This is a genomic window from Novosphingobium sp. (genome assembly GCF_040079535.1).
In the GTDB taxonomy this organism is placed as follows: domain Bacteria; phylum Pseudomonadota; class Alphaproteobacteria; order Sphingomonadales; family Sphingomonadaceae; genus Novosphingobium.
The window spans coordinates 106,261-126,568 of sequence record NZ_JBEBKB010000003.1 but is presented as its reverse complement, the minus strand read 5'-3'; the positions used below and the strand labels follow the sequence as shown (position 1 = coordinate 126,568).

Genomic DNA, 20,308 nt, shown 5'->3' with positions numbered 1-20,308 from the left:
CAGGTCGATAGCTGGAACGGCCTTGGCGCACTGTACGTAGAGATTATCAAAAATCATGCATTGAACGCCGAGGCCCGGTGGAGTGAAGCGCTGCAGTAAAATGCGCCAGCCCTTGCAAATGGCTGCAATCATTTTCGGACTGTTGCTGGTGCCAGTTGCGGCCGGGGCGATGGTTCTGGCGATTGACCGGTTTTTCCCCGAAGCGAAAGCCGCCGAAGTGCCAGACACGCCGCCACTGCAGGAATGATTGCAGGGTGTTCGGGCGGGCTCGCTATGCGCAAGCCCGCCCTGCCCCCGGCTGCGCGGCTGGCGCGCTGCCTTGGGCGGGGTTTGACAGGAAGCTGCAAGCTTTACTTGCACAAATCCGACAAGATCAGATCGGCAGGTTGTCGATCAGGCGGGTGCCGCCAATCCGCGCGGCCACAAGCAGCCGGGCCGGGGCGGGGCCAAGTGTGCTGACCGGATCCAGCGAAACGGCATCGCGCAGATCGGCATAGTCGATCGATTCGAACCCGGCTGCCAACAGGGCCGTTTTGAAATCGGCCAGCGTGGCGACAATCGCTGTCCCATCGGCAATCGCACTGCTGGCTGCCCGCATCAACCGGGGCAAGGCAGCGGCGCGGGCGCGGTCGTCAGCCGAAAGATAGGCATTGCGCGAAGACAGCGCCAGCCCATCGGCCTCGCGGACGGTGGCCACGCCGTGGATCCTGTCAGGATGCGGGCCGGTCAGATCAAGATCGCGGGCCATGCGCCGGATCACAGCCAGCTGCTGCCAGTCCTTTTCGCCAAACAGCGCCAGATCGGGCTGAACCTGATTGAACAGCTTGAGCACCACGGTGGCCACGCCATCAAAGTGGCCGGGCCGGGCATCGCCGCACAGCCCCGAGCTGACCCCGCCAACCGCCACGGTGGTGGCATAGCCTTCGGGGTACATCGCCTCAGCATCAGGGGCCCAGATCAGGCTGACCCCTTCGGCTTCCAGCAGCGCGGCATCGCGGTCAAGCTGGCGCGGATACTTGGCCAGATCCTCGTTAGCGCCGAACTGACGCGGATTTACGAAGATCGAGACAGCTACGTGGGCCGCGCGTTCGCGGGCCGCGCGCACCAGCGCAAGGTGCCCTTCGTGCAGCGCGCCCATCGTGGGCACCAGGGCCAGCGGCCCATCGCGGCGCAGCGCCTGGGTAGCACTGCGTAGTGGATCAATTTGCACTGCGATTTGCACGCCCGTAACCCCTTGGATAAAGCCGCTGGAGAATGCTGTTCGCACGCCTTACGTTGCGGTGCAGCAAAATCAACCAGCCAACTGAAAGTTCACCCCCCACCCGTGTCAACGCATTCCGGTCCCCATCGCATAGTCTTCGCCAACGAAAAGGGCGGCACGGGCAAATCCACCACGGCTGTTCACGTTGCGGTTGCGCTTGCCTATCAAGGCGCGCGGGTGGCCGCGATTGATCTTGATCCGCGCCAGCGCACGCTCCATCGCTATTTTGAAAACCGCACCGAGACGGAACGTCGGCGCGCAGTAAAGTTGCCCAGCGCCAGATTTGCGGTGTTTGAAGGCGATACGATCGAAGCACTGGACAGCCAGATCGCGGAAATGTCACGCGATGCTGATTTTGTGATCTTTGATACCCCTGGCCGCGATGATCCCTTTGCCCGCCACGTCGCAACCGAAGCCGATACGCTGGTCACCCCGCTGAACGATAGTTTCGTCGATTTTGATCTGATCGGGCAGGTTGATGCCGAAACCTTCAAGGTCCGCAAGCTTTCGTTCTATGCCGAACTGATCTGGGAAGCACGAAAGAAGCGGGCGATGGCAACGATCGCACACAAGCGCCGCGAGATGGACTGGGTGGTGGTGCGCAACCGGACCCAGCATACCGAAGCGCGCAATATGAAGCGGCTTGATCAGGCACTGACCGAGCTTTCCAAGCGGGTCGGGTTTCGGATTGCCGGCGGGCTTTCAGAACGGGTGATCTACCGCGAGCTATTTCCATCAGGCCTGACGCTGCTTGATAAAGGCCACCTGGGTGAACTGGGCACCAGCCATCTGGTCGCCCGGCAAGAACTGCGGGCCCTGGTAGCCTCGCTGGCATTGCCGATGCCGGGTGGCCGCGAGCCCGAGCTGTCGCTGGGCCGGATCGGCTGATCCGCGATGGGCAAGCTGATCGCGCTGGCCCTGCTTGGATCGCTTGTCTGCCGCATGCTGACGGGCCAATGGCCCTGGGGGTTCTGGAAAAATAGTAAACAATTGCAAAAGGAAGCCAGTGCTCGGGCCTTGCTAGGTGTGCCGCGAACGGCTACGCGCGCCCAGATCGCCGATGCAACCCGGCGCCTCATCGCCAAAGTCCATCCAGACCGCGGCGGAAGCAATCAGGCGGTCCATGCCGCCACAGCCGCGCGCGACCTGTTGTTTGCGCGGCTGGACAGGATCGAGGCAGAGAAGAAATGAGCCACCAGTTCCATTCCACTGTCCTGCGCGAATACGATATCCGCGGCATCATCGGCGAAACGCTTGGTGAGGAAGACGCCTATGCCATTGGCCGGGCCTTTGCCAGCCTGCTGCGCAAGGCAAAAGGCAAGAAGATTGCAGTTGGCTATGATGGGCGCATTTCATCACCGATGCTGGCCGATGCGCTGGTTCGGGGCATCAACGATGCCGGGCTTGATGCGGTGCAAATCGGCATGGGGCCAACCCCGATGCTGTATTATGCCGAAGCTTCAATGGAAGATGTGCAGGGCGGCATTCAGATAACTGGCAGCCACAATCCCGCCAATTATAATGGCTTCAAGATGGTATTTGCGGGCCGTCCGTTCTTTGGTGCGGATATCCAGCTGCTCGGCAAGATAGCCGCCCGCGGGGCCTGGGAAACCGGCACCGGAACCAGCGAAAGCCGCGAGATTCTGGATGAATATGTCAGCCGGCTGGTCCAGGGGTTGAGCGGGATTGATCGCGCCAGCCTCGAACACCTCAGCATCGGTTGGGATGCGGGCAACGGCGCCGCCGGCCCCGCGCTCGAACGTCTGGTCCAACAGCTTCCTGGCAAACACCATCTTCTCTTCACCCAAGTGGATGGGACGTTCCCGAACCATCATCCGGATCCCACTGAAGAAAAGAACCTTGCCGATCTGAAGGCGTTGGTCGCGGCCAAGAACCTCGATTTCGGGGTGGCTTTCGATGGCGATGGTGACCGGATCGGAGCGATCGATGGCACCGGCCGGGTGATCTGGGGTGACCAATTGCTCATGATCTACGCTGAAGACCTCCTCAGAATTCAGCCCGGTGCGGCGATTATCGCCGATGTGAAGGCCAGTCGGGCTCTATTCGAAAAGGTCACAGCATTGGGTGGACGGCCCACTATGTGGAAAACCGGACACAGCCTAATTAAATCCAAAATGAAGCAGATTGGCGCGCCGCTGGCTGGCGAGATGAGCGGCCATGTGTTTTTTGCGCATCAATATTATGGGTTTGACGATGCGCTTTATGCCGCAGTGCGGCTGATTGCAGCTTCGGCCCGGCTCGGCAAATCGGTAACGCAGCTGCGCAGTGAAATGCCGGCCTTGGTCAATACCCCGGAACTTCGGTTTCAGGTGGATGAGGCCCGCAAATTTGCGGTGGTGGATGAGGTCAAGCAGCGGCTGGCTGATGCCGGCGCGGATGTAAACGATACCGACGGAGTGCGGGTTTCAACCGTCGATGGCTGGTGGCTGCTGCGCGCTTCGAACACCCAGGACGTGCTGGTGGCGCGGGCTGAAAGTTCGAACCAGGCCGGGCTTGATCGGCTGCTGGCCCAGATCGATGCGCAGCTGGCGCTAAGCGGATTGGAACGCGGGGAACAGGCGGGGCATTAGTTTTCCGGCTGGTGTTGCAAGGCTGACAGCAGAGGCGATCAGCGCGCCAAACCAAAAAACACCGCTAGTCCTTCCAGCCCCAGAACAGCGTGCAGGGCAGTACGTTCAGCCATTCGAACCCGGCATCGATCCGTTTGAAATGCTGGGCCATGAAATCGCGGGCCCTGGCGCTGAACTGATAGACCAGAAAGCCTCCGCCGGGGCGCAGCACGCGGTGGGTGGCCGCTGCGATCGCTGCGCCGATCCCGTCTGGCAAGGTTGAAAATGGCAGGCCGGAAAGAACATAGTCGGCGTGGTCATGGCCGTGCGCGCGCACGATTTCCGCTACATCGGCGGCCGATCCCAGTACCGGCGAAAACCGGCTGTCGGTGATCGTGGCCCGCAGGTAATCGATATAGAGCGGATTGGTATCGATCACGATCAGCCGGCCATCGCGGCCGAGCCGTTCCAGCACCGGGCGGCAAAAGGTGCCCACGCCGGGGCCATATTCGACAAACAGCTGGCACCGATCCCATTGTACCGGCCCCAGCATCTTTGCGATAGTGAAGCGCGAACTGGGGATGATCGATCCGACCATCACCGGATGCGCGATGAAGCCTTGCAGGAAAACACCCCACGGCCCCAGCGACCGTCTGATCCGGCGCTTGATCCGGCGTTTGATGCGTTGGCCCAAGCCTGGACGAATAAAATCAGTAGCAGGCATATGAAACATTAGTCCGGCTGTTGAAATGCGGCCCCGCCCATCACAAATTTGCGGGCCCATTGCAAGGCGTGAACGACAGGCTTAGCGGTGAAGCGATGTCACGTAGCGATCCGCAACTGATTCCATCCGCACCGGGGGGCACCGCCAGTCTTCCGCCAGGGCGGGTGGCGCTGCTGTTTACCGTGGTGCTGGTGACGGCATCAGGCAACACCGCGATGCAAACGGTGATGCCCTCGATCGGAACCGAGCTGAAGGTTGAGGATTTCTGGATCAGCCTGGCCTACACTTGGTCGGCCCTGCTGTGGATGATCTGTGCGCCGCTGTGGGCCCGGCGCAGCGACAAGCGCGGACGCAAGGCGATGATGGGGATCGGGCTGCTGGGCTTTATCGCCAGCTTCGGGCTGTGCGGGCTGGCCTTGTGGCTGGGGCTCAACGGGTGGCTTAGCGCGATCGGGACACTGGTGATGTTTGCGGCGTGCCGATCGCTTTACGGCGGGTTCGGTTCGGCCGCGCCGCCGGCGGTTCAGGCCTATGTCGCCAGCCGGACCAGCCGGGCAGAACGCACCCAGGCGCTATCGTTGATCTCTTCCAGTTTTGCGCTTGGCACCATTATCGGCCCGGCGTTGGCCCCGCTGTTCATCCTGCCAGGATTGGGCCTGACCGGGCCGTTCGTGGCCTTCACGCTGATTGCGGTGGCGGTGCTGATCGCGCTGCGGACGTTCCTGCCCAGCGATGATCCCGCTTTCGCCGGCAAGGGCGACATCACCGCCGCGCCGTTCAGCACCAATTCCAACGTTGCGGTGCAAGGAAGCGAAGACGAAGGCGGCGTGGCCGAGCGTGAACCGGGCGGCCCGATCGCGATCCTGAAGCGGGCCTGGAATGATCGCCGAACCCGGCCATGGCTGGTCGCGGGCCTGCTGGGCGGGCATGCCCAGGCTGCGGTTATGGGAATTGTCGGGTTTCTGATTCTTGACCGGCTGGGCCTGCGCGAGACCCCGCTGCTGGGCAGCGAACCAATATCGCGGGCAATGATCTTTGGCGCCTTTGCCACGCTGATCGCCCAATGGGGGCTGATCCCGCTGCTGCGGCTGGGCCCGCGGGCTTCGTGCCTGTGGGGGATTGCGGTGGCTTCGGCCGGTGTCGCACTGCTCAGCGTGGCCGGGCGCGAATATACCATCGATTTGGCCGTGGCTTTGATCAGCCTTGGCTTCGGGTTGTTCCGCCCCGGTTTCACTTCGGGCGCTTCGCTGGCGGTATCCCGGGCCGAACAAAGCCAATCGGCCGGCGTGGTCGCCTCGGTCAATGGCGCGGCCTATATCTTTGCGCCGGCAGTGGGCGTCTGGCTTTATGGCCACGATCCCTGGATCGGCTTTACGGTGATTGAACTGCTGTGCCTGGCGGTGATTGTGGTCGGGGTCAGAAACATGACCAAGGACGAGAATCTGACCGAACGGCGCAAGCCCTAAAGAATCTCCCGCACCGTTTCCTGCGGCCGGCACAGCCGCACGCCTCTATCGGTTTCCACCAGCGGGCGTTCGATCAGGCGCGGCTGGGCCACCATCGCGGCAAGCACTTCGGCGGCGCTGGCCGCTGGCAAGCCGCGTTCTTCGGCATCGGTGCCGCGCAGCCGCAACCCTTGCTGGGCAGAAATTCCGGCATCGCGGTAAAGCTGGGCGAGTTTTTCCGCGCTGGGCGGGGTTTCAAGGTATTTCACCACGGTCAGGTCGATGCCAGGGGTTTCCTCAAGGATCGCCAGGGTCTTGCGCGATGTGCCGCAATCGGGGTTGTGCCAGATGGTTGCCTTCATAGCCGGATCTCCTTTGCCGGCCACTTAGCGAAATCTTGCTCCGCTGCCAATTTGATCCTTGTCAATGCGAACGATTCGCATTAGCGGCATAATCACTATTGAGAATTGTTAGCAATAAGGATCGAAATGCGCCGCCTCGCCACAATCGCTTGCCTGCCTCTATTTGCGATTGCCAGCGCGCTGTGGGCCGGGCCAGCCTATGCCGGGGCGGATCTGACCAGCGAGGCTGGCGAGGCGGACGAGGACGCGCCGATTGTGGTGACCGGCGATCGATCGGCCGAAGCCGAAGTTCACGGCACCAAGACCAGCACTGCGCTGTTTGATACCGCGCAAAGCGTGGCGGTGCTGGGCCGCGAAAGGTTGGATGACCAAGGGGTACAGGGACTGGGCGAAGTGCTGCGTTATGTGCCCGGCGTAACCATGGGGCAGGGCGAGGGCCACCGCGATCAGATCGTCTTGCGCGGCCAGGCCAGTACGGCAGATTTTTTCCTCGATGGGTTGCGCGATGATGCCCAGTACTACCGCCCGCTATATAATACCCAGCAAGTCGAAGTGCTGAAAGGCGCCAATGCCCTGCTGTTTGGGCGCGGCGGCGGCGGGGGTGTGATTAACCGCACCTCAAAGCTGGCCCAGACCGGGCAGACCAGGCTGGGCGGATCGGCCAGCGCTGACAGTTTTGGTGCATGGTCATTGGCCGGCGATCTCAACCTGCCGCTGGGTGAGCGCATGGCCCTGCGGATCAACGCCGCCTACGAAGGCCTGGACAACAACCGGGATCAATTTGGCGGGCACTTCCTTGGCATCGCCCCCACCATCATGATCCAACCGGCCGATGGAACCAGGCTGATGCTGGCCTATGAATACGCCCAGGATGATCGCGTGATCGATCGCGGCGTGCCTTCGCTGGGCGGGCGTCCGATCACCGGCCATGCGCAGACTTTCTTCGGCAGCCCAGCCATCAATATCGGGCAGGTTGATGCCCACATTGCCCGCGTCCGGCTTGATCAGGATCTGGGCCCAGGGCTTACCTTCAATGTCACCGGGCAATATGCCGCCTACGACAAGCATTACGCCAACCTGCTGCCCGGTACTGCCACCGCCGCAGCCGTATCGTTCAGCGGCTATGAGGCGGGCAATCACCGTAGCAACTGGATCGGGCAGGCCAATCTGGTCTGGAAGGGAACGACTGGAGCGATCGGCCACACGGTTCTGATCGGCGCAGAACTTTCAGGCCAGGCCAGTGATGCCACCCGCCGCAACGTGCTGTTTGCCAATGGCAGCGGCGGCACGGCCTCAGCGGTCACGCTGCCGCTGGCGCAAAGCTATGGGTTTCCCGCCATCAGCTGGACAGGCCTTGTCACCAATGGCCATACCGATGTGACCAGCCGATCGCTCTACATCCAGGACCAAATAGAGCTGGCGCCGTGGTTGCAGCTGATTGGCGGGGTGCGTTACGATCACGTCGGGATCAAAGCGGCCAACCTGCTGACCAGCACCGCCACAAGCCGCTCGGAAAACAAATGGTCCCCGCGGTTCGGGCTGGTGGTCAAGCCGCAGGCCAACATCGCCGTTTATGCCAGCTATGCCCGCAGTTTTCTGCCGCAATCCGGCGATCAGTTCTCCTCGCTCGATTCCAGCCTCCAGTCGTTAGAGCCTGAGGCGTTCCGCAATCTGGAACTGGGGGCCAAATGGCAGATCATGCCCGCATTCAGCCTGACTGCGGCTGTGTTCCAGCTGGAACGCAGCAACACCCGCGTGGCTCATCCGGCCCATCCGGGGTTCTTCGTGCTGACCGGAAAAAGCCGTGCCAAGGGCCTGGAGCTCTCGGTTGGCGGCCGGATCACCGCAGCCTGGCAGATCAGCCTTGGCTATACCTTGCAGCAGGGCGAGATTCGCTCTGCCACAACCGCTGCGCCGGCCGGGCGCAAGCTGGACAAGTTGCCGCGCCATCAGGCATCGGCCTGGACCCGCTATGATCTGACCCCGCGCTTTGGGCTGGGCCTGGGGGTGGTTCACCAATCGGGCCAGTTTGCAACGATCAGCAACGCGGTTTGGTTGCCCGGCTTCACCCGGCTTGATGCGGCGGCCTATTACGATGTGTCTGATCGGTTCAGCCTGCAACTGAATGTCGAGAACCTTACCGACCAGGTCTATTTCAGCAGCGCCCACAGCGATAACAACATCCAGCCGGGCGATCCGATCAATGCAAAGCTGACCGCGCGGCTGAAGTTCTAGAATTTGTTCCACCAACTTGGGCCGGCGTTGTGCTGTTTCAGCCTTGCTGAAACCGACCCGCGCCGATCAATTGCCCTTCATCGCCGGCACAGCGCGGGCCGCGTCCCGCGGGGTAATTCCCGGGGCCGGGGCGGCGCTAATCGTTTCAGTCTGCCGCGCCACCCGCCCGGCGCGCTGGATTGCCCGGACCAGCCGCGGATAGACCCCGCAGCGGCACAGATTGGGTACCGCCGCCGCGATGTCTTCAGCCGTGGGATCGGCATTGCGGGCCAGCAGGGCTGCCGCGGCAATCGCAATGCCGGGCGTACAGAACCCGCACTGGATCGCCTGTTCGGCCACCAGCGCCTGCTGCACCGGGTGCGATCGATCGGCCGAAAGCCCCTCGATCGTGGTCACTGTGCGGCCTTCGGCATCGGCCAGGGTAACCAGGCAGGATCGCAGCGCCTGCCCTTCGATCAAAACCATGCAGGCCCCGCAATCTCCTTCGCCGCAGCCGTATTTGGTTCCGGTCAGATTGGCGACATCGCGCAGCGCCCACAGCAAGGGCGTGGCCGGATCAAGCTTGAACTCGACCGCACGGCCGTTGACGGTCAATCGCGCCACGAACGGTCAATCCTGTCAATCTTGCGGACCCAGGCATCAAAATCGGCCTGGCCGGGCAAAGTGCCCGGAACCGCTGCTTCGTGCAGATCGCGCAAGTGCACCGCCACCACATCATCGGACACCACGATCGGCTTTCCGGCGGCGCGCGTTGCCAGCATCACTTCGCAGGCGCGCTGAAGTGACCAGTGGGTGATGAACACCTCGGGCAAAGACCGGCCAATGATCACCGGGCCATGGTTTCTGAGCATCAGGATGCGCTTCTCACCAAGGTTTGCCAGCAGCCGCTCGCCTTCCTCGGACCGCACGGTAATCCCCTCAAAATCGTGATAAGCGATCCGTCCGGCGAAGTTGCAGGCGTAGAAGTTGACCGGCTGGAGCCCGCCTTCAAGGCTGCTGACCGCCATGGTCGCGGTGGTATGGGTATGGGCGATGGCATGGGCCCCGGGCACATTGCGGTGGAACAGCCCGTGCTGGGTGAAACCGGCCTTGTTGACCGGATAGGGGCTGCCATCCAGCGTGTTGCCGTCCAGATCGATCTTGACAAGGTTGGATGCGCAGACTTCGGAATAGAGCAGCCCGAACGGGTTGATCAGGAACGCGCCTTCCTCGCCGGGGACTTTTACCGAGATGTGATTGTAGATCGATTCCGACCAGCCCAGATGATCGAACACCCGGTAACAGGCCGCCAGCTCCAGCCGGGCCTGCCATTCGGCTTCGCTGCATTCGATATTGCGGGCATGGGCGTTGAGCTGGGTAGCCATGGCGATCTGTCTCCGGTTGCGATTTGCCACCGGATGTTAGTGATTGGTCAGAAATTTACAACACCGGCCCGCTCCCCGGCCCGGTGTTGTAAGCCAACCATCAACGCCCGATGGAAATCCGCAATCCGGCCCAGACGGTGCGGGGCGCGCCCTGATCGATCGAGCCGCCCTGATTGCGGGTTATCACCGCAGCGTCGGTCAGGTTCTCGATCCGGAAAACCAGGCCGAACCGCGGACTGATCGGAACCAGCGTGAACAGATCAAGTGTGGTTGCGGCGGGTAACTGATCGGTCTGAAGGTCATCCTCATACTGCATGCCGATATGCCGGACACTCAGCGCCAGCCGCCAGCCGGGGGCGGGCGCCCAGGCCAATGTGGTATTGGCCGCCAGCTGCGGCGTTTGTGCTGGGCGCATGCCATTGAGCGCGGCGGAACTGCCGCTTGCCTCAACCCTGGCGTCGGCCAAGGCCAGCGAACCGTCCAGGCTGAACGGGCCCAGCCGGGCACCCAGCCCCAGCTCCAATCCGCGCGCGCGAACTGCATCAACATTGCGCCGTTCGCGCAGGTTGGTTCCGATCGTGACATTGGCAACCGCGTTCCCGGCCCGGTTGTCAAACGCGGTAACCGAAATGTGCAGTGCCGGGGCGGGCTGCCAATCCAGCCCGGCCTCAAACCCGAACAAGCGCTCGTTCACCAGATTGGCATTGGCGCGGGTGGTAATCGGGAACACCGTAAAAGGCCGGTAGAGTTCATTGAGCGTGGGCAATCGCAGGCCGGAATAGATCGAACCGCGCAAGGTCAGATCGCCGCCCGGGCGGATCAGCACGCCGCCCCGGCCAGACCATTCCCAGCCGGCCCGCTGGGCAAAGCTGTTACTGATCGTCACCGTGCCGGCGGCATTCTCTTCGCGAAAGAAGCCGTCCGAAATAGACCAGCGATCGGTCCGCAGGCCGGCGGTCAGGGTGATTGCCCCCAGGGTCCAGTCATGTTCGGCATAGAGCCCCAGATCGCTGCTCTGCCCGCCAGCCTTGCGCCGCGCGGTAACCAGCCCGGTTATGCCAGAATAAGCGTCCTCAGCCATGGTGCCCGATGCAACGCGCCAATCAAGGCCAAGCCGCAGCACCCGCGATTGCCCGGCAGGCGGGCGCAATTCCAACCTGCCGCCCCAGCCGGTCGAAGGCGTGGCGCGCTGATCAAGCACTCTGCGAAAGCTGGCGGCGCTGATTACTGTGTTCGAAAAATCACGCGCCTGCAGATAGGCCAGGGCATCGAACTGCCAGGCACCGCTGCCAATCAGGCGCAAGCTGGCATCCTGTCCGCTGCTGGCTGCATTGGCCCCGGCAAAGCGCAAGGTGCGATTGTCGTCAAAAACCAGCCCGCGGGCCTGCAATTCGATACCGTGCGCAAGCGGGGCCACGCCGCGCAGGGCAAATGACCAGCCATCATAACGGGCCCGAACCGATGCCGGGACCCGCTGACCGGGCGGGGTCGTCCAGAACCCCTCGCCGCGATCCCAGCGAACACTTGCCGTTGCAAAGCCTGCGCCCAGCTGCGGCGCCAGCGTGGCCGAAAGTGTACTTTCACCGCGATCATCGATCAGCGTCTCGCCTGAAAACAGCCCCAGCTGGCGCGGCCCAGCGCTTTCCAGCTCGATTGTTCCGGCCACCGCGCCGCTGCCAAATGCGCCCGATCCGCCGCCGCGCGTTACCCGGGCCAGAGCCAGCCGCTCGGGCGCGATCGCCGAAAGCGGGATGAAGCCAAAAAACGGATCGGCCATCGGCACACCATCAAGCAGTACCAGACTGCGGCTGGTGGCATTCCCGCCCAGCGCACGCAGCGTTACCCCTTGGGCCGATGGATTTGCGCTGCGGCTATCGCTGCGGCGAAATTGCTGGAAGCCCGCGATCGATCCCAGAGCATCCTCGATCCGCCCCGATGCCGTGCTCGACAGGCGATCAGCCACGATCGTCTGGCGGTCATAGGCCGGGGCACCCGGGGCTTCGGCAAGGCCGGTTCCGGTGACGATAATTTCGGTTTCGCGCGTGCTGTTTTCTTGCGCCTGCGCGGCGGCGGGCAAGGCCAGGCACATGGCCAGGGTCAGCGGGGCAGGGCGGGACAGTCTGATCATGTCTGCCGCCTATCTGGATGCTGTCTGGATGGCAATCGGCGGATCGGGCGCTAAACATCCAGTGAAGTGGTCGGATTTCTGGGCTTTCGATTCGCTGACCCTAGATAGTCAGACAAACGTATTTCATTTCAACGTATTCATCGATCCCATAGCGCGATCCCTCACGCCCCAGACCTGATTGCTTGACCCCTCCAAATGGAGCAACCTCGGTTGAGAGAATTCCTGAATTTACGCAAACCATACCGCTCTCGATCGCTTCGGCCACCCGCCAGACCCGGCTGATATCGCGCGCATAGAAATAGCTGGCCAGGCCAAATTCGGTATCGTTGGCCATCGCAATCGCTTGCTCTTCGGTCTCAAATCGGATCACCGGGGCCAGCGGGCCGAAGGTCTCTTCGCTGGCAACCAGCATGTCCTGGGTTACGCCTGCCAGCACGGTCGGTTCAAAGAACGTGCCGCCCAGCGCATGGCGTTTGCCGCCAGCCAGCAGCGTTGCACCTTTGGCCAGGGCATCGGCGACATGTTCTTCAACCTTGGCCACGGCTTTGGCGTCGATCAGCGGGCCCTGTTCGGTCCCGGCATCAAGCCCATTGCCAACTTTGAGCGCCGCCGCGGCACTGGCCAGTTTGCCCACAAACGCATCATAGATTCCGGCCTGCGCGTAGATCCGGTTGGTGCAGACACAGGTCTGGCCCGAATTGCGATACTTGCTGGCCATGGCGCCAGCCACCGCGGCATCCACATCCGCGTCGTCGAACACGATGAAGGGCGCGTTGCCCCCAAGTTCCAGGCTCAGCTTCTTGATGGTAGCGGCGCTCTGTTCCATCAGCAGCCGCCCGATCTCGGTCGATCCGGTGAAGGATAGTTTGCGGACCTTTGGGTTGGAGGTCATCTCGCCGCCAATCGCGCTGGCGCTGCCGGTGATGACCGAAAGGATGCCTTTGGGGATACCCGCTTCCTCAGCCAGCACCGCCAGGGCAAGCGCCGAATAGGGCGTTTGTGCCGCCGGCTTGATCACCATCGGGCATCCCGCGGCCAGTGCCGGGCCTGCCTTGCGGGTGATCATCGCATTGGGAAAGTTCCACGGGGTGATCGCCGCAGTCACGCCGATCGGCTGCTTCAGCACCAGGATCCGTTTGTCGGCCATGTGGCCGGGGATCACATCGCCGTAGAGCCGCTTGCCCTCTTCGGCGAACCATTCGATGAAGCTTGCGCCATAGGCAATCTCGCCGCGCGCCTCGGCCAGGCTTTTGCCCTGCTCCAGGGTCAACAACCTGGCCAGATCTTCCTGATTGGCCATGATCAGATCGAACCATTTGCGCAAAATGGTGGCGCGTTCCTTGGCCGTTCTGGCGCGCCAGGCCGGCAGGGCTGCTTCGGCGGCTTCGATTGCCCGGCGGGTTTCAGCCGCGCCGCATTTGGGGACTGTCCCTAAATGCGCGCCGGTGGCCGGATTGGTCACCGCGATCGTTTCGCCGCTGTCTGCTGCGGCCCACTCACCGCCGATAAAGCATTGCTGGCGCAGCAGGGGAGAGATGGTCATCGGGCTATCCTTACAGTGCCTGAAGCAGGGGCAGTGCCTCGTCGAGCGCCTTGCGGATGATACCCACCAGCTCGTCGATCTCATCATGGCTGATGATCAGCGGCGGGCACATCACGATGCTATCGCGGATCCCGCGAACCATCAGCCCACCCGCGATGCAGCGATCGCGCACAATCGGGCCAGCGGTGCCCTCGGCCCCGCCCCAGCGCTTGTTGGTTCCCTTCTCGGCAACCAGTTCAATAGCACCAAGCAGCCCGATTGAGCGCACTTCACCCACCAGCGGATGATCGTTGAGGCCGGCCAGCGCCTTGGCCAGATAGGGCCCGCTATCGCTGCGAACCTTTTCGGCCAACCCCTCGCGCTCCATGATCTCGATATTGCGCAGCGCCACTGCCGCGCAGACCGGGTGGCCCGAATAGGTATAGCCGTGGACGAAATCGCCGCCGGTTTTCATCACTTTGACGATCTCATCCGAAACCGCGACCGCGGAAATTGGCAAATATCCGCTCGACAACCCCTTGGCCATGGCGATGATATCGGGTTTTACACCCACGGTTTCGTGGCCCCACATATTACCCGTACGGCCAAAACCGGCGATCACTTCATCGCAGATCATCAAGATGCCATACTTGCGGCAGATTGCCTCAACCTGCGGCCAGTAATTGGCTGGCGGAATAATCACGCCGCCGGCACCCTGCACGGGTTCGCCGATGAAGGCGGCGACGTTTTCGGGGCCGATTTCAAGGATCCGCTCCTCGATTGCGGCGGCACAGGCACTGCCAAACTCGGCTGGGTCCTGACCGAAGCCTTCGCCGAACAAATAGGGTTGACGGACATGCTCTACCCCGGGGATCGGCAGATCGCCGATCGGATGCATCGCCTTCATTCCGCCCAGCGATACGCCTGCTACAGTTGAGCCGTGATAGGCGTTCCAGCGGCTGATGAAGACCTTGCGAGCTGGTTCGCCTTTCAGCTTCCAGTATTGGCGGACCAACCGGAAGATGGTGTCGTTGGCTTCAGAACCAGAGCTGTTGAAGAACACGTGCGGCAACCGGTTCTGGGTCAGGCTGGCGATCTTCTGGGCCAGCAGTACCGTTGGCGGCGTCGCGGTTTTGAAAAAGGTGTTGTAAAACGGCAGTTCGCGCATCTGTTCCGATGCGACCTGGACCAGCTCTTCGCGGCCATAGCCCACATTGACACACCACAGGCCCGCCATGCCATCAAGGATGCGGTTGCCATCGCCGTCGTAGATGTAGCAGCCTTCGGCGTGGGTGATGATGCGGCTGCCGCCCAGGTTCTCAATCTCTTGCCAATCGGCCTGCGCGGGCAAGTGGTGCGCAACATCAAGGCGCTTTAGTTCGGCGATATCGTAATTGCGGGGCATGGTTTTCTCCCTTGGACTGGTAAATTGAAACTGGCGTACGCAAAGGCGCGCTGCTTCAGGGAGAGAAGCCGGTCCGGGCGAGAAAGCGGTTGGTGCGGGTCACGCGCGTGTTCATAGCTCACCCCGCATAGCACGGCCCAGCAGGCGGAAGAAAGCTGCGCTGTCTGGGTTGCGGTTCGCGTCCCATTCGGGGTGCCACTGCACTGCCACCACAGGCGCGCTGCCCAGCCGGGCTGAATAGCCTTCGATCAGTCCATCTGGCGCCGTGGCTTCGATGCTAAGGCCTGGTGCCAGTTTGCCGATCCCCTGAAAGTGGACCGAATTGACTGTCAGCTCTGGTTTTTCAAAGGCCCGCGCCAGCACCCCACCCTGGCTTAGTTTGACCGGGTGCAAATGATCGAACATTGCATCGAAGCTGACGTCATCTGGCGCATGGTGGCGCAGCAGATCGCCGCCGGACGAAGTATCGCGCCGCAAAGTGCCGCCCAGCGCGACATTGATTTCCTGAAAACCGCGGCAGATTCCGAAGACCGGACGGCTGTTGCCGATCATCGCTTCAACCATGCCCAGTGCAATTGCATCGCGGCCGGCATCGAACGGACCGTCCCCGCCTTCGTCACTATAGCGATGGCTTTCGAGGTTAGAAGGACTGCCGGTGAGCAATACCGCATCAAGCCGTCCCGCCACCTCGCGGGCGCTCATCAGATCGGGCAGCGAAGGGATCAGCAAGGCCGCACAATCGGCATGGCGCATTGCTGCGCTGACATAGCGTTCCATCACCGCCTGTGCCGGTTCAGCCCCAACGGTGCGGTTGCAGGCGATAATGCCAAGGACGGGGCGAGCGATCATCGCAGGGTCAATGCTTTATCATAACGTGGCGGGTCGTCATGTAATGCTCCAGACTATAGACCGACAGGTCTGATCCATATCCCGAACCCTTGATCCCGCCATGCGGCATTTCGGTGACGTTGGCGGAATGGGTGTTGATCCAGGTGACCCCGTATTCCAGCCGAGCGGCAAATTCGGCAGCCTTGCCGACATCGCGGGTCCAGACTGAGCTGGCGAGGCCGTATTCGCAATCATTGGCCCATTCAAGCGCGGTTGTATCTTCGTCAAAGCGGGTCACCGAGACGACCGGGCCAAACACTTCTTTCTGGACTATCTCGTCTGAATGGCGCGCCCCGGCGATCAGGGTGGGGGCATAGAAAAAGCCGGGTCCGTCGGGGGCATAGCCGCCGGTGATCACCGTGGCCGGAGTATCCGATGCGGCGCGGGCCACGAAGCCATCCACCCGGTCACGCTGGCGGGCCGTGATCAATGGACCCAGCACCGTGCCTGGCGCGTTCGGATCGCCGATCCGGATTGATTCGATCGCGGCCTGCAAATCGGCCACCAGCCGGTCATGGATGCTGGCATGGGCATAGACCCGGCATGCGGCGGTGCAATCCTGCCCAGCGTTATAAAAGCCCGCTTCGGCAATCGCTTCGACAGCGGCTGGGACTTCGGCATCAGCCAGCACGATCACCGGGGCCTTGCCGCCCAGTTCGAAATGGGTCCGTTTGATCGTGGGCGCAACGGCTTCAAGGATCTTGCGGCCGGTGGAAACATCGCCGGTCAGCGATACCATTCGAACCTTGGGGTGCGCGACCAGCCGCGCGCCAACGCTTTGGCCATTTCCGGTGACAACGTTGACCACCCCGTCGGGCAGAAATTCGGCGCAGACCTCGGCCAGCCGCAGCGCGCTTAGCGGAGTGTGCTCGCTGGGTTTGAGGACCACCGCGTTGCCAGCGGCAATGACCGGGGCAATTTTCCAGCTCGCCATCATCAGCGGATAGTTCCACGGCGCAATGCCAACACAGATGCCCAGTGGATCGCGCCGCAACATTGAAGTGAAGCCGGGGCGGTACTCACCCGCCGGCAGGCCGGGAACTGTCCGCGCCGCCCCTGCAAAGAACCGGAACACGTCAACCGTATTGCCAACATCAACTGCCTTGGCGGTGCCAATCGGTTTGCCGCAGTTGAGCGTTTCGAGCGCAGCGAATTCATCGGCCAGGGCTTCGATCCGGTCCGCAATCAGCAGCATCCGGTGCGCGCGTTCCTTGGGCGGCATCCGCGACCAGACCGCGAACCCGGCTTCGGCGGCGGCAACAGCGGCATCAACTTGCGCGCGGCTGGCGCTGGCGATCAGCGCAACCTGTTCGCCATTGGCCGGGTTGAACACCGGTTCTCCCGCTTCATCGCCGGTCAGGGCCTTGCCGGCAAAGAACTGGCTGCTGCTTTCGTACATGGAGAGATGCGCCTCTGCGGTTGAACGGCAAGCCTAGAGCCCGGCGGGCTGGACGTGAAATATGAAAAGGAAACCGTCGCTTATCGGAAAAGCCGATAAAGCTCAGCTGAGCAGTACGACCGGGCTATCGGCGCGCCAATGCATCGAAACCAGATCATCCCAGGTGAAGTCTTCCTGATCGCGGCGCGAAAGATTAGGGCGCGAAACCCGGATCATCGCGCCTGAGGTGAGCTTTATCTCGAACAGCGTGATATCGCCCAGATAGCTCATTCCCTTGATCTGCCCGCGCGCCAGGTTGTGATCTTCAGGCGCATCCTGCGCCGCTGCGCGGATCGCTTCGCCTTTGCCGGGGACGTGTAGATAAATCTTCTCAGGCCGCAGTGCGACAAACACGTCAGCCCCGTGCGGGCCGGTTACGCCGTGGTTGAGGAAAATCTTGCCCAGTCCCGGGCAATCAACCGCAGCCCGATCGGCCTCGTCAAGCGTCAGCTTGCCTGCGAACAGGTTCACTGATCCGACGAAATCGGCAACGAAACGGTTGGCGGGATATTCATAGAGATCCGCAGGCGTGGCCAGTTGCGCCACTTCGCCTTTATTGATCACCGCGATCCGCCCGGCCATCGATAGGGCTTCGTCCTGATCGTGGGTCACGGTTACGAATGTGATCCCGACCTCGTCCTGCAGATCGCTGAGTTCGAACTGCATCTGCGCCCGCAGCTTGGCGTCCAGCGCTGAAAGCGGCTCATCCAGCAGCAGCACTTTGGGCCGCATCACCAGGCTACGCGCCAGTGCAACGCGCTGGCGCTGGCCGCCCGAAAGCTGATCCGGGCGGCGCTTGTCGAGCCCGTCGAGTTTGACCAGCTCCAGTGCCTCACGCACCCGGATGTCAATCTCGTCACTGGGGGTTCGGGCAATCTTCAGGCCATAACCGACATTCTGCGCCACCGTCATATGCGGGAACACCGCATAGCTTTGGAACACCATGTTGACCGGCCGTTTGTTGGGCGGAACGGCGGCCATATCCTGTCCATCGATCAGGATCCGGCCTGATGTGGGGATCTCAAATCCGGCAATCATCCTTAGCAGCGTGGTTTTGCCGCAGCCCGATGGGCCCAACAGCACGAAGAATTCGCCCGGCATGATATCCAGGCTGACATCGTCCACCGCTGCCACCGGCGATCCGGCATAGCGTTTTGTGATGTTCTGAATCGATATGATCGGGCTCTTGGTTTCGGACATGTCAGTGACTTTCGGCGATCGATTTGATGCCCTGATAACGGAGGGCCACGGCGGTCAGCACTACCGTCATGATGATAAGCACGGTCGATGCGGCGTTGACCACGGGCGAGACGGAAAACCGGACCATCGAATAGACCTTGACCGGGAAGGTGATCGTATCTGGCCCGGCTGTGAAGAAGGTTATCACGAAATCATCCAGGCTGAGCGTGAACGCCATTAGCGCACCGGCAATCAGCGCCGGACGGATATGCGGCAGCAACACATCGCGAAAGGCCTGCCATTCGTTTGCGCCAAGATCCTTGGCGGCTTCCTCTTGTTCGCGGTTAAAGCTGGTCAGGCGCGATCGCACCACCATGGTCACGAACGGAAAGCTGAAAGTGATGTGGGCTATGGTGATCGCCGAAAGGCTGAAGGGCCAGGGCAAACCAGTGGGCCAATCGACTGCCGCAAAGAAAATCAGGAAGGCCACCCCCAGGCAAATCTCGGGAACGATGATCGGCAGACTAATCACCCCATCGACCGCGCTTTTGAATGGAAACCGGAAGCGCCACAGCATGATCGCCGCCAAGGTTCCCAGCACCAGACTGAACAGCGTGGAAAGCGCCGCGATCGTCAGCGAATTGCCCAGCGCCTCGATCAGGGTCGAATCGTTCCAGGCCTTCTCATAGTATTTTGTGGTAAAGCCGCGCCACACCACGTTGCGCTTTGAATCGTTGAAGCTGAACGCCATCAGCACGACCAGCGGTGCGTAAAGGAACACCATCACCAGGGTTACCCAGCTGCGCAGCCACCAGGTGCGTGAATATTCCAGTGGGGCCAGCGGGGTGCGTTTGAACAGCGCCATGATCAGGTCCCCACCGGCTTCTTGCGCAGGCCCTGCAGTGCGATCAGCGCGAACATCGCGTAGATCAGAATAAAGGAAAGCGCTGCGCCAAATGGCCAGTCGTTGGCGCGCTTGAACTGGCGCTCGATCACATTGGCGATCATCTGGCTGTCGGTCCCGCCCATCAGATCCGGTGTCAGGTAGGCGCCCAAGGCCGGAATCAGCGTAATCATCACGCCGGCGAAAATGCCCGGCATCGCCAGCGGAACAACGATCCGCATGATCGTGCGAAAATGCCCTGCGCCCAGATCCAGACTGGCCTCGATCAGGCTGCGGTCAAGCCGGTCAAGCGCCGAATAGAGCGGCAGTACCATGAACGGCAGGTGGACATAGACCAGGCCAAACACCACCGCGAAATTGTTGAACAGCAGCTGGACTGGTTCCCAGGTTGGCAGCGGCTCAAGCCCGACCAGAGTCTTAAGCCAGCTGGCCCCGCCCCACAACGCCCCCAGCCCCTTGTTGGCATAGCCTTGCGTGCCCAGCAGCATCATCAGCGCATAGGTGCGGATCAGCAAGTTGGTCCAGAACGGCAGCATGATACCCAGCAGCAGCCACGGGCGCCATTTCTCGCTTGCGAAAGTGATCGCCATGGCCACCGGAAAGCCGATCACCAGGCAGATCAGCGTGACCAGAGCCGCCACCACCAGGCTTTTCGCAAAAATCGAAAGATACAGCCATTCGGTGGCGCGCTTGTAATTGTCCAGCGTGCCGGAAATGTCGATTTCGGTCAGCCCGGCATTGCGGCCAAAACTGTATGCCCAAACGATCGCCATCGGCACGATGAAGAACAGCAGTGTCCAACCGGCCGGCGCAAGCGAAGCGGCCAGAAAGCTTTGCTTGTGCTCACGCCAGTTCTGGTCGGACATGCCCTTTTCAGCTCCCG

General features: G+C 61.8%; 19 protein-coding genes. 6 read left to right on the top strand and 13 right to left on the bottom strand.

All coding sequences use genetic code 11. The features are described from left to right. Window positions 1–118: 118 nt before the first annotated feature. Window positions 119–247 carry a hypothetical protein gene (locus ABL914_RS02220; RefSeq protein WP_391561518.1) on the top strand — a complete coding sequence of 43 codons (129 nt, stop codon included), beginning with the start codon at window positions 119–121 and terminating at the stop codon, window positions 245–247. A gap of 126 nt (window positions 248–373) precedes the next feature. On the opposite strand, the gene panC is transcribed toward ABL914_RS02220, so the two are convergent. Then, the gene (gene panC, locus ABL914_RS02215) at window positions 374–1,222 is read right to left on the bottom strand and encodes a pantoate--beta-alanine ligase (protein ID WP_391561517.1); all 849 of its coding nucleotides are present in this window, start codon (window positions 1,220–1,222) and stop codon (window positions 374–376) included. A gap of 102 nt (window positions 1,223–1,324) precedes the next feature. Here panC and ABL914_RS02210 point away from each other — a divergent pair, with 102 nt between their 5' ends. From ABL914_RS02210 to pgmG, 3 genes are read left to right on the top strand one after another with little or no spacing between them, the layout of a single operon-like run. Next, window positions 1,325–2,149: a division plane positioning ATPase MipZ gene (locus tag ABL914_RS02210; protein ID WP_391561516.1), complete on the top strand. Its 825-nt coding sequence runs from the start codon at window positions 1,325–1,327 to the stop codon at window positions 2,147–2,149. Between the two features lie 6 nt (window positions 2,150–2,155). Next, window positions 2,156–2,452 (top strand): molecular chaperone DnaJ, encoded by a 297-nt coding sequence (locus ABL914_RS02205; RefSeq protein WP_391561515.1) that lies wholly within the window; start codon window positions 2,156–2,158, stop codon window positions 2,450–2,452. Continuing rightward, complete coding sequence (gene pgmG / locus ABL914_RS02200) at window positions 2,449–3,852, top strand: phosphoglucomutase/phosphomannomutase PgmG (protein WP_391561514.1); 1,404 nt, start codon at window positions 2,449–2,451, stop codon at window positions 3,850–3,852. The genes ABL914_RS02205 and pgmG overlap by 4 nt, the downstream gene beginning before the upstream one ends. Before the next feature lie 64 nt (window positions 3,853–3,916). On the opposite strand, the gene ABL914_RS02195 is transcribed toward pgmG, so the two are convergent. After that, complete coding sequence (locus ABL914_RS02195) at window positions 3,917–4,555, bottom strand: class I SAM-dependent methyltransferase (protein ID WP_391561513.1); 639 nt, start codon at window positions 4,553–4,555, stop codon at window positions 3,917–3,919. Window positions 4,556–4,650: 95 nt separating this feature from the next. Between ABL914_RS02195 and ABL914_RS02190 the strand changes: the two genes are divergently transcribed. Further along, entirely contained in the window at window positions 4,651–6,021 is a 1,371-nt protein-coding gene (locus ABL914_RS02190) for an MFS transporter (protein WP_391561512.1), read from the top strand. On the opposite strand, the gene ABL914_RS02185 is transcribed toward ABL914_RS02190, so the two are convergent. Continuing rightward, on the bottom strand, window positions 6,018–6,362 hold the full coding sequence (locus tag ABL914_RS02185) for an ArsC/Spx/MgsR family protein (protein ID WP_391561511.1): 345 nt from the start codon (window positions 6,360–6,362) through the stop codon (window positions 6,018–6,020). The two genes, ABL914_RS02190 and ABL914_RS02185, sit on opposite strands and share 4 nt — an antisense overlap. A gap of 126 nt (window positions 6,363–6,488) precedes the next feature. Here ABL914_RS02185 and ABL914_RS02180 point away from each other — a divergent pair, with 126 nt between their 5' ends. Beyond that, entirely contained in the window at window positions 6,489–8,597 is a 2,109-nt protein-coding gene (locus ABL914_RS02180; RefSeq protein ID WP_391561510.1) for a TonB-dependent receptor, read from the top strand. 66 nt (window positions 8,598–8,663) lie between these two features. Here ABL914_RS02180 and ABL914_RS02175 read toward each other — a convergent pair whose 3' ends face one another. The 10 genes from ABL914_RS02175 to ABL914_RS02130 all read right to left on the bottom strand — a co-directional run bounded on the left by ABL914_RS02175 (window position 8,664) and on the right by ABL914_RS02130 (window position 20,291). After that, window positions 8,664–9,200, bottom strand: a complete 537-nt coding sequence (locus tag ABL914_RS02175) for a (2Fe-2S)-binding protein (RefSeq protein ID WP_391561509.1) — start codon at window positions 9,198–9,200, stop codon at window positions 8,664–8,666. Beyond that, a complete protein-coding gene (locus ABL914_RS02170) occupies window positions 9,188–9,961 on the bottom strand; it encodes a class II aldolase/adducin family protein (protein ID WP_391561508.1) in 774 nt (257 codons plus the stop codon). The genes ABL914_RS02175 and ABL914_RS02170 overlap by 13 nt, the downstream gene beginning before the upstream one ends. 100 nt (window positions 9,962–10,061) lie before the next feature. Then, the gene (locus ABL914_RS02165; protein ID WP_391561507.1) at window positions 10,062–12,089 is read right to left on the bottom strand and encodes a TonB-dependent receptor plug domain-containing protein; all 2,028 of its coding nucleotides are present in this window, start codon (window positions 12,087–12,089) and stop codon (window positions 10,062–10,064) included. Window positions 12,090–12,189: 100 nt separating this feature from the next. Next, window positions 12,190–13,632 (bottom strand): NADP-dependent succinate-semialdehyde dehydrogenase, encoded by a 1,443-nt coding sequence (gabD, locus tag ABL914_RS02160; protein ID WP_391561506.1) that lies wholly within the window; start codon window positions 13,630–13,632, stop codon window positions 12,190–12,192. 10 nt (window positions 13,633–13,642) lie between these two features. Beyond that, window positions 13,643–15,016: an aspartate aminotransferase family protein gene (locus ABL914_RS02155; protein ID WP_391561505.1), complete on the bottom strand. Its 1,374-nt coding sequence runs from the start codon at window positions 15,014–15,016 to the stop codon at window positions 13,643–13,645. Window positions 15,017–15,127: 111 nt separating this feature from the next. Then, complete coding sequence (locus ABL914_RS02150) at window positions 15,128–15,865, bottom strand: gamma-glutamyl-gamma-aminobutyrate hydrolase family protein (RefSeq protein ID WP_391561504.1); 738 nt, start codon at window positions 15,863–15,865, stop codon at window positions 15,128–15,130. A 7-nt stretch (window positions 15,866–15,872) separates the two neighbouring features. Then, the gene (locus ABL914_RS02145; protein ID WP_391561503.1) at window positions 15,873–17,303 is read right to left on the bottom strand and encodes a gamma-aminobutyraldehyde dehydrogenase; all 1,431 of its coding nucleotides are present in this window, start codon (window positions 17,301–17,303) and stop codon (window positions 15,873–15,875) included. 102 nt (window positions 17,304–17,405) lie between these two features. Then, window positions 17,406–18,542: an ABC transporter ATP-binding protein gene (locus ABL914_RS02140; protein ID WP_391561502.1), complete on the bottom strand. Its 1,137-nt coding sequence runs from the start codon at window positions 18,540–18,542 to the stop codon at window positions 17,406–17,408. A 1-nt stretch (window position 18,543) separates the two neighbouring features. After that, the gene (locus tag ABL914_RS02135) at window positions 18,544–19,386 is read right to left on the bottom strand and encodes an ABC transporter permease (protein ID WP_391561501.1); all 843 of its coding nucleotides are present in this window, start codon (window positions 19,384–19,386) and stop codon (window positions 18,544–18,546) included. Between the two features lie 2 nt (window positions 19,387–19,388). Then, the gene (locus ABL914_RS02130) at window positions 19,389–20,291 is read right to left on the bottom strand and encodes an ABC transporter permease (protein ID WP_391561500.1); all 903 of its coding nucleotides are present in this window, start codon (window positions 20,289–20,291) and stop codon (window positions 19,389–19,391) included. Window positions 20,292–20,308 lie beyond the last annotated feature (17 nt).

Excerpts from the sequence above, each read along its gene's own strand:
- ABL914_RS02220 (WP_391561518.1), top strand. The coding sequence starts at position 119 with ATGGCTGCAATCATTTTCGGACTGTTGCTGGTGCCAGTTGCGGCCGGG.
- ABL914_RS02205 (WP_391561515.1), top strand. The coding sequence starts at position 2,156 with ATGGGCAAGCTGATCGCGCTGGCCCTGCTTGGATCGCTTGTCTGCCGC.
- pgmG (WP_391561514.1), top strand. The coding sequence starts at position 2,449 with ATGAGCCACCAGTTCCATTCCACTGTCCTGCGCGAATACGATATCCGC.
- ABL914_RS02195 (WP_391561513.1), bottom strand. The coding sequence starts at position 4,555 with ATGCCTGCTACTGATTTTATTCGTCCAGGCTTGGGCCAACGCATCAAA.
- ABL914_RS02190 (WP_391561512.1), top strand. The coding sequence starts at position 4,651 with ATGTCACGTAGCGATCCGCAACTGATTCCATCCGCACCGGGGGGCACC.
- ABL914_RS02185 (WP_391561511.1), bottom strand. The coding sequence starts at position 6,362 with ATGAAGGCAACCATCTGGCACAACCCCGATTGCGGCACATCGCGCAAG.
- ABL914_RS02180 (WP_391561510.1), top strand. The coding sequence starts at position 6,489 with ATGCGCCGCCTCGCCACAATCGCTTGCCTGCCTCTATTTGCGATTGCC.
- ABL914_RS02170 (WP_391561508.1), bottom strand. The coding sequence starts at position 9,961 with ATGGCTACCCAGCTCAACGCCCATGCCCGCAATATCGAATGCAGCGAA.
- ABL914_RS02165 (WP_391561507.1), bottom strand. The coding sequence starts at position 12,089 with ATGATCAGACTGTCCCGCCCTGCCCCGCTGACCCTGGCCATGTGCCTG.
- gabD (WP_391561506.1), bottom strand. The coding sequence starts at position 13,632 with ATGACCATCTCTCCCCTGCTGCGCCAGCAATGCTTTATCGGCGGTGAG.
- ABL914_RS02155 (WP_391561505.1), bottom strand. The coding sequence starts at position 15,016 with ATGCCCCGCAATTACGATATCGCCGAACTAAAGCGCCTTGATGTTGCG.
- ABL914_RS02150 (WP_391561504.1), bottom strand. The coding sequence starts at position 15,865 with ATGATCGCTCGCCCCGTCCTTGGCATTATCGCCTGCAACCGCACCGTT.
- ABL914_RS02145 (WP_391561503.1), bottom strand. The coding sequence starts at position 17,303 with ATGTACGAAAGCAGCAGCCAGTTCTTTGCCGGCAAGGCCCTGACCGGC.
- ABL914_RS02140 (WP_391561502.1), bottom strand. The coding sequence starts at position 18,542 with ATGTCCGAAACCAAGAGCCCGATCATATCGATTCAGAACATCACAAAA.
- ABL914_RS02135 (WP_391561501.1), bottom strand. The coding sequence starts at position 19,386 with ATGGCGCTGTTCAAACGCACCCCGCTGGCCCCACTGGAATATTCACGC.
- ABL914_RS02130 (WP_391561500.1), bottom strand. The coding sequence starts at position 20,291 with ATGTCCGACCAGAACTGGCGTGAGCACAAGCAAAGCTTTCTGGCCGCT.